This window comes from Nonomuraea soli (assembly GCF_013761175.1).
GTDB classification, from domain to species: Bacteria; Actinomycetota; Actinomycetes; order Streptosporangiales; family Streptosporangiaceae; genus Nonomuraea; species Nonomuraea soli.
Genome location: NZ_JACDUR010000002.1, coordinates 1124103 through 1136858, shown reverse-complemented (window position 1 = coordinate 1136858; position 12756 = coordinate 1124103). Strand labels below are relative to the sequence as shown.

Here is a 12756-nt window from a genome sequence, read left to right as displayed (position 1 = left end):
TGGTGCATCTCATATGTGAGATATGGTTGCCGGTTATGGCAGACGACTACCTGGGCCGCATCGGCCGCCTGATCCGTGACGCACGTCAGCACCGTGGCTGGACTCAGCTTCAGCTGGCGGATGCGCTCGGTACGTCGCAGAGTGCGGTGAACCGGATCGAGCGCGGCAACCAGAACATCAGTCTTGAGATGATCGCGCGGATCGGTGAGGCTCTCGACAGCGAGATCGTGTCGCTGGGGTATGCGGGTCCGATGCATCTGCGGGTGGTGGGTGGTCGCCGGTTGTCGGGGGCGATCGACGTGCGGACGTCGAAGAACGCGTGTGTGGCGTTGCTGTGTGCGGCGTTGCTGAACGACGGGCGGACGATTCTGCGCAGTGTGGCGCGGATCGAGGAGGTGTACCGGATCCTGGAGGTGTTGTCGTCGATCGGGGTGCGGGCGCGGTGGGTGAACGGGGGCGATCTGGAGATCGTTCCGCCGTCGCGGCTGGAGCTGGAGGCGATGGACACCGAGGCGGCTCGCCGTACTCGTAGTGTGATCATGTTCCTGGGGCCGTTGATGCACCGGTTCGAGCAGTTCACGCTGCCGTATGCGGGTGGGTGTGATCTGGGGACTCGGACGGTTCAGCCGCATATGACGGCGCTTCGGCAGTTCGGGCTCGAGGTGGCGGCGACGCAGGGGTTCTATCACGCGCAGGTGGATTCGTCGGTGTCGCCGACGCGGGCGATCGTGTTGACCGAGCGGGGCGACACGGTGACGGAGAACGCGCTGATGGCGGCGGCGCGGCATGACGGGGTGACGGTGATCCGTAACGCGTCGTCGAATTACATGGTGCAGGATCTGTGCTTCTTCCTGGAGGAGCTGGGGGTCAAGGTCGAGGGCATCGGGACGACGACGTTGACGGTGCACGGGGTGCCGGTGATCGATCGTGATGTCGACTACTCCCCCAGTGAGGATCCGGTGGAGGCGATGTCGCTGCTGGCGGCGGCGGTGGTGACGGGGTCGGAGCTGACGATTCGCCGGGTTCCGGTGGAGTTCCTGGAGATCGAGCTGGCGGTTTTGGAGGAGATGGGGCTCGATTGCGAGCGGGGGCTGGAGTATGCGGCGGCCAATGGCCGTACGCGGCTGGTGGATCTGACGGTTCGGCCGTCGAAGCTGGTCTCCCCCATCGACAAGATCCATCCGATGCCGTTTCCTGGGCTGAACATCGACAATGTGCCGTTCTTCGCGGCGATCGCGGCGTCGGCGCAGGGGTCGACGTTGATTCATGACTGGGTGTACGACAATCGGGCGATCTATCTGACGGAGCTGACGCGGCTGGGGGCGTCGGTGAAGTTGCTGGATCCGCATCGGGTGCTGGTGGAGGGTCCGACGCGGTGGCGGTCGGCGGAGATGATGTGTCCTCCGGCGTTGCGTCCTGCGGTGGTGGTGCTGCTGGCGATGCTGGCGGCTGAGGGGACGTCGGTGCTGCGGAACGTGTATGTGATCAATCGGGGGTACGAGGATCTGGCCGAGCGGCTGAATGCCGTGGGGGCTCGGATCGAGACCTTCCGCGACATCTGATCGGGGTGCTCTCCCCCGCTGGTGTGGAGTCGGTGCTGGGTGCCCGGGTGGTGGACTGGGTGCCCGTGCGGCCGTGGGCGGTGGCGCGGGTGCTGCTCGATGACGGCCGTCGGGTGGTGGTCAAGGGTGATCGGGGTGTGCACCGTACGGCGGGGCGGCCGGAGCGTGAGGCGGCGGCGTTGCGGTTGCTGGCGGAGGGGCTGGGGGTGGTTGTGGCTCCTGGGGTGCTGGCGGCGGGGTCGTCGTGGGTGGTGATGGAGGATCTGTCGCCGCGGGTGGCGTTGGATGGGTTGATCCGGCGTGATGGGGTGGGTCCGCATCGGGGGCGGTTGGAGGCTTTCGCGCGGGTGCTGGGGACTTTGGGGGCGGTGAGTGCGGGGCGGGTGTCGTCGTTCGGTCCGCGCGAGTGGCCGCCTGCTGGGTTGCCTGCTGGGTTGCTGGAGGCGGGCGTGGCGCTGGAGGGGGCGGCGTTGCGGGAGTTCGGGCTGGCTGTGGGTGTGCTGGCCGAGCCTGGGCCGTTCGAGGCGCTGAGTCATGGGGACGCCGAGGCGAACAATGTGCTGGTGTGTGCGCTGGGTGAGCCGGATGAGCGGCTGATCGACTTCGAGTTGTCGGGCAGGGCGCACGCGGTGCTGGACGCGGTGGGTTTTCATGTGCCGGGTCCGGCGTGGATGGCGGTCGGTGGCGCGGGTGAGGTGTATCGGCGGGCGCTGGCGGCCGGGGTGGCGCAGGCCGAGGACGACCGGGTGTACGGCGAGGCGCTGGGCGCGGCGTGTTTGATGTGGGCGGTGGCGCGGTTGCGGCGCTGGCCTGTGCTGGATGGGCGGCCTGCCGGTGATGACAGCCGGGTGCAGTTGGTGTCGACGCTGGAGGCCGCGGCCGGGGTGGCACAGGTGTGGCGGGTGTGGCCGGCGCTGTCGGGGTGGGCATGGCGGGTGTCGGCGTGGTTGCGGCGCCGGTGGGCGGATGCCGATGTGGATGTGGCGGCGCTGGCGCCTTATACGGTGCGGCGGGGCTAGGCGGGGGTTTGCGCCTGGTGGTCGCGGGCGCAGGCGTCGAGGAGTCCGGGCAGGAGCTCGTCGATGTCGTCGCGGCGCAGGGTGTTCATGCGGGAGGTGCCGGCGTAGTGCTGGCGGATGAGGCCGGCTTCGCGCAGCACGTTGAAGTGGTGGGTGGCGGTGGAGCGGGCGACGGGGATGTCGAAGTGGCCGCAGCTGATGGGGTCGGTGGCCAGGTGGAGCTGGGCGACGATGCTGCGGCGGACGGGGTCGACGAGGGCTTCGAGGACGCCTTGGAGGGTGATGTCGGCGCGGTCGGGGTGGGGCGGGACGCGGCTGGTCATCGGGGCCTCCTCCGGGTTGTCGACGGCCGTCGAATGTCGAAGGTTATCAAACTTCTGTGGTGTGGCCGGTGTACGGCGTAGCGGTGCGGAAACTGTCGGTGGCCGCGGCTACCTTGGGGGCGCTGGGTGGTGCTGTGCGGTGTCGAGGTGGAGGGGGTCGGGGGTTGCGCCCTGCGGAGCTGAACCGGTTGTCGGTGGCCGAGGCGGCCGATCGGTATGTGGAGCTGGTGCGGGCGCGCACGTTGACGGGGGCGTTGTCGCCGTCGACGGCGGAGGTGTATGGGCGTGACGTGGCGACGCTGGTGGAGTTGGCGGGTGCGGAGACGGTGCTCGACGATCTGTCGGGGGCGGATGTCGATGCGATCTTGCTGGCGTTCGCGCGTAAGCCCGATGGGCGGCGGGCGGAGCCTGACGGGCGGTTGCAGAGTGCGTCGTCGCAGGCGCGGTTTCGTCGGTCGATCTCGGCGTTGTTCAAGCATGCGACGTTGGCGGGGTGGGTGCAGATCAATCCGATGACGACGTCGACGGTGATGGCGCGTGAGCGTGGCGGGTTGCGGGCGGAGCGGCGGGCGTTGACGCGGGAGCAGGCGCAGGGGTTGATCGGTGCGGCGGCGTCGGCGTCTCCGGCCGTCGAGGGGCGGCGTGATCAGCGGGTGCAGGTGCGTGACGGGTTGATCGTGTTGTTGCTGGCGACGGTGGGTCCGCGGGTGTCGGAGCTGGTGCGGGCGAATGTGGAGGATTTCTTCACCAACGACGGTGTGCGGTATTGGCGGATCTTCGGCAAGGGTGGCAAGACGCGTGACGTGCCGTTGCCTGGGCTGGTGGGGCAGGCGTTGGACGCGTATCTGGTGGAGGGGCGTCCTGCGTCGTCGGAGAAGGCGTTGTTGTTGTCGTGGCGGGGGCGGCGGCTGGCTCGCGGGGATGTGCAGGGGGTGATCGATCGGGTGCAGCGTGAGGTGGATCCTTCGCAGCGGCGGTCGGTGACGCCTCACGGGTTGCGGCATACGACGGCGACGCATTTGCTGGCGGACGCGGTGGACATGGATGCGGTGCGGCGGGTGCTGGGGCACAGCGATCTGTCGACGTTGGGGCGGTATCGGGATGAATTGCCTGGGGAGTTGGAGGTGGCGATGCGGTCGCATCCGTTGTTGCGGCCTCGCAAGGGCGAGTGAGTGAGTGCGCTTGCCGGGGCGCCTCTCCCCCGGGCTGAGGCTTTGTGGGCTGAGGCTTTGTGGGCTGAGGCTTTGTGGGCTGAGGGTGTGTGGGCTGAGGGTGTGCCTGACCACGGGCCTGTGGTCAGGCACACGCTGTGCCGAGCGCTCCCCTGTCTGGGGGCCGTGAGCCGATTGGCCCGGCAGCCAGGCCCTCCGCTGACCGTGTTCAGTCCGCTGACCGTGTTCAGTCCCCTAACGGTATTCAGTCCCCCGTGGATCCGCCTGTGGCAGGGGTGTACAGCTGTGTGGTGGTCCGGCCGGTGAGGTCCTCGAGTGACACCTCGTGCCGCGACCCGTCCTGCAGGATGACCGTGACGCCCTTGACCCCTCCGCGGGGTGAGGCGTTCTCGTGTGCCTCGGTCGTGGGCGCGTCCGGCCACCAGGCGGCGAAGTAGCCGCCGGCGACGGTGGCGGTCACGGTGCCCTGCGCGTCGGTGAGGAGCTCGACGCCCATTACGTCGTCGCCGACTCGGCCGGTGACGGTGCGTACGCTTTCCTCGCTGGTGCTGAGGACCGAGCCCAGGACGGCGCGTGCCGATCCGGCGGGGACGGGTGGGAGCGGGCGTGCGTCGGGTCCGGGGGTGCTGCCATGGGAGCCGATGAGGTCGCCGTTGAGGAGCAGGCAGGTGATCTCGGCGAGGTGGCTGCTGTTGTCGTTGACGTAGACGAGGGTCCAGGGACCGCGGCCTTCGGTCACCACGGGCCGGAAGTCGAGCCGATGGCCGGTGGTGCGCTGGGCGGCGTCGTGGGCGCTGTCGAGGCACGTGTTCTGGGCGTCGGTGGCGCGGTCGCCGGTGATGGTGTGTGGTGTGGCGGTCCAGGCGGCGATGGCGGAGCCGCCGCCGAAGACGCCGGGCAGGAGGAGTGCTGCCGCGACGCCGAGGGCCAGTCCCCCGGCGAGGGTGGTGAGGCGTCCGACGGTGAGCCGTCCGACGGTAAGGCGTCCGACGGTGATGGCGCGGCGGTGGCGGGTCTGTGGCGAGAGGGTTCCATTAGCGCCGGCCGCGGCGCCGGCCGTGGGGTCCGCCGTGGGACCCGCCGCGGGGGTCGCTGCGGGGGTCGCTGCGGGGGTCGCTGCGGGGTCGGTGGCCGTTATGCGGGCGAGCAGCGCTTGGGCGGCGGGGTCGGTGCTGGGGTCGTGAGCGGCGTGGGTGACGGCGGGGTCGAGGCCGCGCAGGGTGTGGTGGAGGGTGTCGTTCATCGGGTGCTCCGGGAGTCCACGGTGGCGGGCGCCACGGGCTGGCTTGCGGCGTCGAGGCGGGCGTCGAGGTGGTCGTCGAAGGGGGTGAGAGTGGTGCCAAGGGCGGGCATGGCGTCCCTTGCCGCGTCACGCCCGGTGACGTGTGCGGCGTGTGCGGCGTCTCGTGTGGTGTGGGTGGTGTCACGCGTCAAGCCGTACGCGGTGTCAGGCGGGGCGTCCCAGGAGGTGTCGTGGCTGTTGCCCCGGGCGGTGTCGGCGTGGTGGCGTAGGGCGCGGCGGGCTCGGGTGAGTCTCAGCCGGAAGGCGACGGGTGAGATGCCGAGCACGCGTGCGGCCTGCGGGGCGGTGAGGCCGTCCCATACGGCCAGGGCGAGCGCCTCCTGGTGGCGTGGGCTGATGGTGCGCCACGCCTGGACGAGGTCGAGCCGTCTTGCGACGAGGTCGGGGTCGAGCTCGTGGGCCGCGGCGCCGGTGAGTTGGTGGTCGGCGATGCGGATGGTGAGGGCGTGGCGGCGTTGGTCGGCTCGTTGCCCGTTGCGGAGGGTGCGGTTTGCTACGCCGTACAGCCAGGCTCGTGCTTCGTCGGGTGCGGGGGGTATGTCGTCCAGGCGTCGCCAGGCTACGAGGAAGACGTCGGCGACGATGTCTTCGGCGTGGGAGGGGTGGACGCGTCGTTCGACGAAGCGCAGCAGCGCGGTGTAGGTCTGCTGGTAGAGGTGGGCGAAGCGCTGGGTGCGTGGTGGCCCGGTGTCGGTGGCGTTCATGTCTGGGTCATGTCCGGCAGGCGCGGGGGTGTGTCGCGGTGGGCCTGTGGTTGCTCCGGCATGGTGGCGGCGTCTCCGGGTCCGTATGGCGGCCGTCCGGTGTGGCCGTCCGGTGTGGCCGTCCGGTGTGGTGTGGACGACTTTAGGGCGCTGGTGGACGGAGGGCTGTGCCGTACGGCAGGAGCGGCGGGTGTGGGCCGGGGGTGGGCTGGAGACAGGAGATCGCCGGGAGGCCGTCTGGTGGAGCCTCCCGGCGATGCGTCCCTGGGGTCAGGAGCGGTCGGAGCGGCGCTTCCTGACGAGGTGGTTGCCGACGACGAGGTAGTCGATCTCGGTGCCGAGGAAGCAGCTGATCGCGTCGGCGGGTGTGCACACGATGGGTTCGCCGGCGACGTTGAAGGAGGTGTTGATCAGGCAGGGCACGTCGGTGAGGGCGGTGAACTGGCGTAGCAGGGCGGCCAGGCGGGGGGTGTCGTCGTCGGTGATGGTCTGCACGCGGGAGGTGCCGTCGACGTGGATGGCGCCGGGGATGACGTCGGTGAAGTCGGGTTGGACGGGGAAGACGAAGGTCATGTATGGCGAGCGGGTCTTGCGGCCCATGTCGAAGATCTTCGGCGCGTCGGATTCCAGGACGATCGGGGCGAAGGGGCGGAAGGGTTCGCGGTGTTTGACGCGGGTGTTGATGACGTCCTTGATGTCGGGGAAGGCGGGGTTGGCCAGGATGCTGCGATGGCCGAGGGCGCGGGGGCCGTGTTCGATGCGGCCTTCGAACCAGCCGATGACGACCTTGTCGGTGAGGAGTTTGGCGACCTGGTCGATGAGTTCGTCGTCGCCGAGGCGGTGCCAGTCGATCTGGTCGGCGAAGTCGTGCAGGGCGGCTTCGATGGCGGTGTCGTCGTATTCGGGCCCGAGGTAGGGGGTGATGGGCTGGGGTGTCTTGGGTTGTGCGGCGGTGGTGGGGTGGTTGATCCAGGCGTATACGGCCGCGCCGATGGCGACGCCGGTGTCGCTGGCGCCGAAGCTGACGTCCATGTCGGTGAAGTCGGAGCTTTCGAGGAGTTTGGTGTTGTTGACGCAGTTGAGTGCGACGCCGCCTTCGAACAGCAGGTGGCGCAGGTCGGTTTTGGTTTCGAGGGCGCGTAGCTGGTGGCTGGTGACGACGGTGAGCATCTCCTGGGCGGCGGAGGCGAGGTTGGCGCGGTATTCGACGGTGTCTTGCAGGGGGCCGAAGTGTTGTTCGAGGAGGGGGTCGTAGCAGCGGGCGTCGTCGAGGTCGTGGGGCACGGTGAGGGTGTAGCGGCCGTCGTCGTGGAGTTGGATGAAGTGTTCGAGGAAGGGGTTGGGTGTGGGGGGTTCGGCGAAGCCGGACAGGCCCATGATCTTGTATTCGTCGATGTTGGGGACGAAGCCCAGGTAGCGGGTGATGGAGGCGAACAGCAGGCCGATGGAGTCGGTGGCGGTGATGGCCGATTCCTGGAAGATGGTGATCTTTCCGTCGCGGATTTCTCCGGTGAGGGAGGAGAACAGTTCGGCGCGGCCGTCGCTGATGAGGAAGGCGCTGTCTTTGAGTCCGGCGGAGTAGTAGCCGGTCATGGCGTGGGCCAGGTGGTGGGGGACGAAGACGACCTTGTCGGGGTCGGGGGTGAAGCCGGTGCGGGCGGCGAAGTCGGCGAGGACGGCGTCGTGGCCGAGGGCGTCGATGATGAGGGTGCCTAGCCGGCCGAGGAGGTCGAGTTTGGCTTCGGCTTTCATCGGGGTGTGGGCGAGGCCGAGGAGGAGTCCATTGACGACTTCGGTGGAGAAATTCCAGGGAATGGCAATGAGGTCGACGTCGGAGAATTCGATTCCGGCGAACTCGAGGCACCAGGTGACGGAATTGATCGGGAAGTCTGACGTTTTCTTCTCGCGGTTGAGCCGCTCTTCTTCGACTGCGGCGACGAGTTTGCCGTCGACGAGCAGGGACGCTCCGGCGTCGTGGCCGAGTATGTAGTGTTTGTCGATGCCGACGGCGCCGAAGTGCTCAGCAAAGATGCCAGCGCCGCGGGTGAAGCCGTTGCACCCCAGGACAATCATGTTGGCCTTCCTTCTCTGCTTCTGCGCTACGCGGTCTCGGAATATTCGGGCGACTTTCGTGGCCAGCGTAAGGTCGAATGTGAGGGGCCTTCAATAGGAGTGCCGCATCATCGCGGGTGCGTTTCTCATGGGCGGTTGTGAGTTATGTGAATTCGAGTCGGCGTGCGTGTTCCTGGAGGGAGCGCACGCCGATGTCGCCGCGGATCATGGCTTGGATGCCGGCGGCCGCGGCGGCCAGGCCTTGGATGGTGGTGATGCAGGGGGTGCCGCGCAGGACGGCGGCGGTGCGGATCTCGTAGCCGTCGAGGCGGGGGCCGGAGTGGCCTGGGCTGCCGAAGGGGGTGTTGACGATGAGGTCGATGTGGCCGTCGAGGATGGCCTGCACGCAGGAGGGTGAGCCGTCGTCGGGGCTGTCGGGGCTGTCGCTGTGCTTGCGCAGGATCTGGGTGGGCACGTTGCTGCGGCGGAGCACTTCGGCGGTGCCTTCGGTGGCGAGGATCTCGAAGCCGAGGTCGGCGAGGATCTTGACGGGGAAGATCATGGCGCGTTTGTCGCGGTTGGCGACGGAGACGAACACGCGGCCTTTGGTGGGCAGTTCGCCGTAGGCGGCGGCCTGGGATTTGGCGTAGGCGACGCCGAAGCTGGTGTCGATGCCCATGACTTCGCCGGTGGAGCGCATCTCGGGTCCGAGGACGGTGTCGACGCCGCGGAAGCGGTTGAACGGCAGGACGGCTTCCTTGACGGCGATGGAGGCCTGGGGTGGCAGGTTGCCGCCGTCGCCGGTGGGTGGGAGCAGGCCTTCGGCGCGCAGGCCGGCGATGGTGGCGCCCATCATGATGCGGGCGCAGGCCTTGGCGAGGGGGACGGCGGTGGCTTTGGAGACGAAGGGGACGGTGCGGCTGGCGCGCGGGTTGGCTTCCAGGACGTACAGGACGCCGGCGAACATGGCGTATTGCACGTTGAGCAGTCCGCGTACGCCGATGCCGTGGGCGATGGCGCGGGTGGCGTCGCGGATGCGGGCGATGTCGGTGGAGGCCAGGGTGATGGCGGGCAGGGCGCAGGCGGAGTCGCCGGAGTGGATGCCGGCTTCCTCGATGTGTTCCATGACGCCGCCGAGGTAGAGCTCCTCGCCGTCGAACAGGGCATCGACGTCGATCTCGATGGCGACGTCGAGGAACTTGTCGATGAGGACGGGGTGGTCGCCTTCCTGGCGGGCCTGGTGGGCGGCCAGGTAGGCGGTCAGGGTGTGGTCGTCGTAGGTGATGGCCATGCCGGCGCCGCCCAGGACGTAGGAGGGGCGCACGAGGACGGGGTAGCCGAGGTCGGCGGCGATGCGCAGGGCGTCGTCGGCGGTGTGGGCGGTGCCGTGGCGGGGGGCGAGCAGGCCTGCCTCGGCCAGGACGCGTCCGAAGGCGCCGCGTTCTTCTGCGAGGTGGATGGATTCGGGCGGGGTGCCGGCGATGGGGACGCCGGCGTCCTTGAGTGCTTGGGCGAGGCCGAGGGGGGTCTGGCCGCCGAGCTGGACGATCACGCCGGCGACGGGTCCTGTGCGTTGTTCGGCGTGGACGACTTCGAGGACGTCTTCGAGGGTGAGGGGTTCGAAGTAGAGCCGGTCGGAGGTGTCGTAGTCGGTGGAAACGGTTTCGGGGTTGCAGTTGACCATGACGGTTTCGAATCCGGCGCGTGACAGCTCGAAGCTTGCGTGGACGCAGGCGTAGTCGAATTCGATGCCCTGGCCGATGCGGTTGGGTCCGCTGCCGAGGATGATGACCTTCGGGCGGTCGCCGTACGGGACTTCGGTTTCGACGTCGTAGGTGGAGTACAGGTAGGGCGTGGTGGCGGCGAACTCGGCGGCGCAGGTGTCGACGGTGTGGTAGACGGGCCGGACGCCGAGGCTGTGCCGGAAGTGGCGGATGGCGGTTTCGGTGGTGGCGCGGATGTCGGCGATCTGGCGGTCGCTGAAGCCGTGGGCTTTGGCGCGCAGCAGCCGTGTGGTGTCGAGCGGTCCTGCGGCCAGGGCGGTGGCCTGTTCGTGCAGGAGGTGGAGCTGGTCGATGAACCACGGGTCGATGCCGGTCGCCTCGGCCAGTTGCTCGGGTGTCGCTCCGGCGCGGATGGCCTGCTGCATGGTGCGCAGCCGTCCGTCGTGCGGGGTACGGCAGGCCTGCAGCAGGTGTGTCATGTCGCCGGGCTCTCCTGTCCAGGTGAAGGAGGAGTCCTTCTTCTCCAGGGAGCGCAGCGCTTTTTGGAGGGCTTCGGTGAAGCAGCGGCCGATGGCCATCGCCTCCCCCACGGATTTCATATGGGTGGTGAGGGTCTGGTCGGCTCCGGCGAACTTCTCGAAGGCGAAGCGGGGTGCCTTGACGACGATGTAGTCGAGGGTGGGTTCGAAGGAGGCGGGGGTCTGCTTGGTGATGTCGTTGGGGATCTCGTCGAGGGTGTAGCCGATCGCGAGTTTGGCGGCAATCTTGGCGATCGGGAATCCGGTGGCCTTGGAGGCCAGGGCCGAAGACCGGGAGACGCGCGGGTTCATCTCGATGACGATCATGCGTCCGGTGCGCGGGTCGATGGCGAACTGAATGTTGCAGCCGCCGGTGTCGACGCCCACCTCGCGGATGACCGCGATGGCCACGTCGCGCATGTTCTGGTACTCGCGGTCGGTCAGCGTCAGCGCCGGGGCGACGGTGACGCTGTCGCCGGTGTGCACGCCCATCGGGTCGATGTTCTCGATCGAGCAGACGATGACGACGTTGTCGGCCTTGTCGCGCATCACCTCCAGCTCGTACTCCTTCCAGCCGAGGATCGACTCCTCCAGGAGCACCTCGGTGGTCGGCGAGGCGTCGAGCCCGGCACCGGCGATGCGGCGCAGGTCGTCCTCGTCGTAGGCCAGGCCGGAGCCTGCGCCGCCCATGGTGAAGGAGGGCCGCACGACCAGCGGATAGCCCAGCTCCCCCGCCGCGGCCAGGCACTCCTCGAGGGTGCGGCCGATGAGCGAGGCGGCGCTGGAGGCGTTGAGTCCCTGCTCGCGGGCGACCTTGGCGACGATCTCCTTGAACTTCTCGCGGTTCTCGCCGGCCTGGATGGCGTCGAAGTCGGCGCCGATGAGTTCGACGCCGTAGTGGTCGAGGATGCCGGAGGCGTGCAGGGCGACGGCGGTGTTGAGCGCGGTCTGGCCGCCCAGGGTGGGCAGGAGCGCGTCAGGGCGTTCCCTGGCGATGATCTGCTCGACGTAGGCGGGGGTGATCGGTTCCACGTAGGTGGCGTCGGCGAACTCGGGGTCGGTCATGATCGTGGCCGGGTTGGAGTTGACCAGGACGACGCGGAAGCCTTCGGCCTTGAGCACGCGGCAGGCCTGGGTGCCGGAGTAGTCGAACTCGCAGGCCTGGCCGATGACGATCGGCCCGGAGCCGATGACGAGGATCGAGCGGATGTCGTCACGTTTGGGCACGGCTCATGACCTCGCAGAAGTCGTCGAACAGAGTGGAGGCGTCGTGGGGTCCGGCGGCGGCCTCGGGGTGGTACTGCACGCTGAAGGCGGGTGCGCGCAGCAGGCGCAGCCCTTCGACGCAGCCGTCGTTGAGGTCGACGTGGGAGACCTCGGCCGGGCCGTACGGGGTGTCGAAGGGCCCGTCGAGCGGGGCGTCGACGGCGAAGCCGTGGTTGTGGGCGGAGATGTCGACCTTGCCGGTGCGCCGGTCCTGAACGGGGTGGTTGATGCCCCGGTGGCCGTAGCGCAGCTTGTAGGTGGCAAGGCCCAGGGCACGGCCGAGGAGCTGGTTGCCGAAGCAGATGCCGAAGAAGGGGATGTTCGCGGCGAGCACCTGCCGCAGGACGCTCACGTCGGCGGTGGCGGGGTCGCCGGGGCCGTTGGAGTAGAACACGCCGTCCGGGCCGAGCGCCTGGATCTGCTCGAAGGTGGCCGTGGCGGGCAGCACGTGCACCTTGCAGCCGCGCTCGGCCATGCGCCGCGGCGTCATGCCCTTGATGCCCAGGTCGATCGCGGCGACGGTGAAGCGTTTGGCGCCGATCGCCTCGACCACGTACGGCTCGGCGGCCGAGACCTGTCCGGCCAGGGCGGCGCCTTCCATGCGCGGGCTGTGCCGTACCCGTTCGAGCAGGCGGGCGATCGGCTGGACAGGGCGGGTGAAGATGCCGGCGCGCATGACGCCGCGTTCGCGCAGGTGGCGGGTCAGGGCGCGGGTGCCGCGCAGGGCGATGCCGACCACGCCCTGCTCACGCAGGTAGGTCTCCAGGTCGCCGGTGGCGCGCCAGCTGGACACGACGCGGGAGGGCTCGCGCACGACATATCCGGCGACCCAGACCTTCGACGACTCGGGGTCGTCGTCATTGACGCCGGTATTGCCGATGTGGGGCGCGGTCATGGCGACGATCTGGCGGTGGTAGGAGGGGTCGGTGAGGGTCTCCTGGTAGCCGGTCATGCCGGTGGTGAAGACGATCTCGCCGAAGGTCTCGCCGTGGGCGCCGTACGGCACGCCGTGGAAGACGCGGCCGTCTTCGAGGACCAGGACAGCCAGGCCGGACCGACTCATGCTCCGATCGTGTCAGCGGCCCGGTGGCGGCCGGTGGAAGTCTTGCCGGT

9 protein-coding genes are annotated in these 12756 nt (G+C 68.8%); 3 read left to right on the top strand and 6 right to left on the bottom strand.

Annotated features, from left to right (window positions below):
* Positions 1 to 35: 35 nt before the first annotated feature.
* Both HNR30_RS12365 and HNR30_RS12360 read left to right on the top strand, forming a co-directional pair.
* Positions 36 to 1562: a helix-turn-helix domain-containing protein gene (locus HNR30_RS12365; RefSeq protein WP_181609899.1), complete on the top strand. Its 1527-nt coding sequence runs from the start codon at positions 36 to 38 to the stop codon at positions 1560 to 1562.
* A gap of 23 nt (positions 1563 to 1585) precedes the next feature.
* Positions 1586 to 2581 (top strand): phosphotransferase family protein, encoded by a 996-nt coding sequence (locus HNR30_RS12360; protein ID WP_181609898.1) that lies wholly within the window; start codon positions 1586 to 1588, stop codon positions 2579 to 2581.
* Here HNR30_RS12360 and HNR30_RS12355 read toward each other — a convergent pair.
* Complete coding sequence (locus HNR30_RS12355) at positions 2578 to 2904, bottom strand: ArsR/SmtB family transcription factor (protein ID WP_181609897.1); 327 nt, start codon at positions 2902 to 2904, stop codon at positions 2578 to 2580. The genes HNR30_RS12360 and HNR30_RS12355 overlap by 4 nt on opposite strands.
* A gap of 194 nt (positions 2905 to 3098) precedes the next feature.
* On the opposite strand from HNR30_RS12355, the gene HNR30_RS12350 reads away from it, so the two are divergent.
* A complete protein-coding gene (locus HNR30_RS12350) occupies positions 3099 to 4076 on the top strand; it encodes a tyrosine-type recombinase/integrase (protein WP_312894374.1) in 978 nt (325 codons plus the stop codon).
* A gap of 244 nt (positions 4077 to 4320) precedes the next feature.
* Here the strand turns inward: HNR30_RS12350 and HNR30_RS12345 are convergent, their stop codons facing one another.
* From HNR30_RS12345 to carA, 5 genes are all read right to left on the bottom strand, one after another.
* Entirely contained in the window at positions 4321 to 5319 is a 999-nt protein-coding gene (locus tag HNR30_RS12345) for a hypothetical protein (protein ID WP_181609895.1), read from the bottom strand.
* Complete coding sequence (locus HNR30_RS12340; RefSeq protein WP_181609894.1) at positions 5316 to 6083, bottom strand: RNA polymerase sigma factor; 768 nt, start codon at positions 6081 to 6083, stop codon at positions 5316 to 5318. The genes HNR30_RS12345 and HNR30_RS12340 overlap by 4 nt, the downstream gene beginning before the upstream one ends.
* A gap of 270 nt (positions 6084 to 6353) precedes the next feature.
* A complete protein-coding gene (locus HNR30_RS49190) occupies positions 6354 to 8156 on the bottom strand; it encodes a carbamoyltransferase family protein (protein WP_181609893.1) in 1803 nt (600 codons plus the stop codon).
* Positions 8157 to 8298: 142 nt separating this feature from the next.
* Complete coding sequence (gene carB, locus HNR30_RS12330) at positions 8299 to 11604, bottom strand: carbamoyl-phosphate synthase large subunit (protein WP_181609892.1); 3306 nt, start codon at positions 11602 to 11604, stop codon at positions 8299 to 8301.
* Positions 11591 to 12706, bottom strand: coding sequence for a glutamine-hydrolyzing carbamoyl-phosphate synthase small subunit (gene carA, locus HNR30_RS12325; protein ID WP_181609891.1), 1116 nt, complete (start codon positions 12704 to 12706; stop codon positions 11591 to 11593). The genes carB and carA overlap by 14 nt, the downstream gene beginning before the upstream one ends.
* Between the last annotated feature and the right edge of the window lie 50 nt (positions 12707 to 12756).

Coding starts and splice junctions, on each gene's coding strand:
- HNR30_RS12355 (WP_181609897.1), bottom strand. CDS start 2,904: ATGACCAGCCGCGTCCCGCCCCACCCCGACCGCGCCGACATCACCCTC.
- carA (WP_181609891.1), bottom strand. CDS start 12,706: ATGAGTCGGTCCGGCCTGGCTGTCCTGGTCCTCGAAGACGGCCGCGTC.
- HNR30_RS12365 (WP_181609899.1), top strand. CDS start 36: ATGGCAGACGACTACCTGGGCCGCATCGGCCGCCTGATCCGTGACGCA.
- HNR30_RS49190 (WP_181609893.1), bottom strand. CDS start 8,156: ATGATTGTCCTGGGGTGCAACGGCTTCACCCGCGGCGCTGGCATCTTT.
- HNR30_RS12340 (WP_181609894.1), bottom strand. CDS start 6,083: ATGAACGCCACCGACACCGGGCCACCACGCACCCAGCGCTTCGCCCAC.
- HNR30_RS12345 (WP_181609895.1), bottom strand. CDS start 5,319: ATGAACGACACCCTCCACCACACCCTGCGCGGCCTCGACCCCGCCGTC.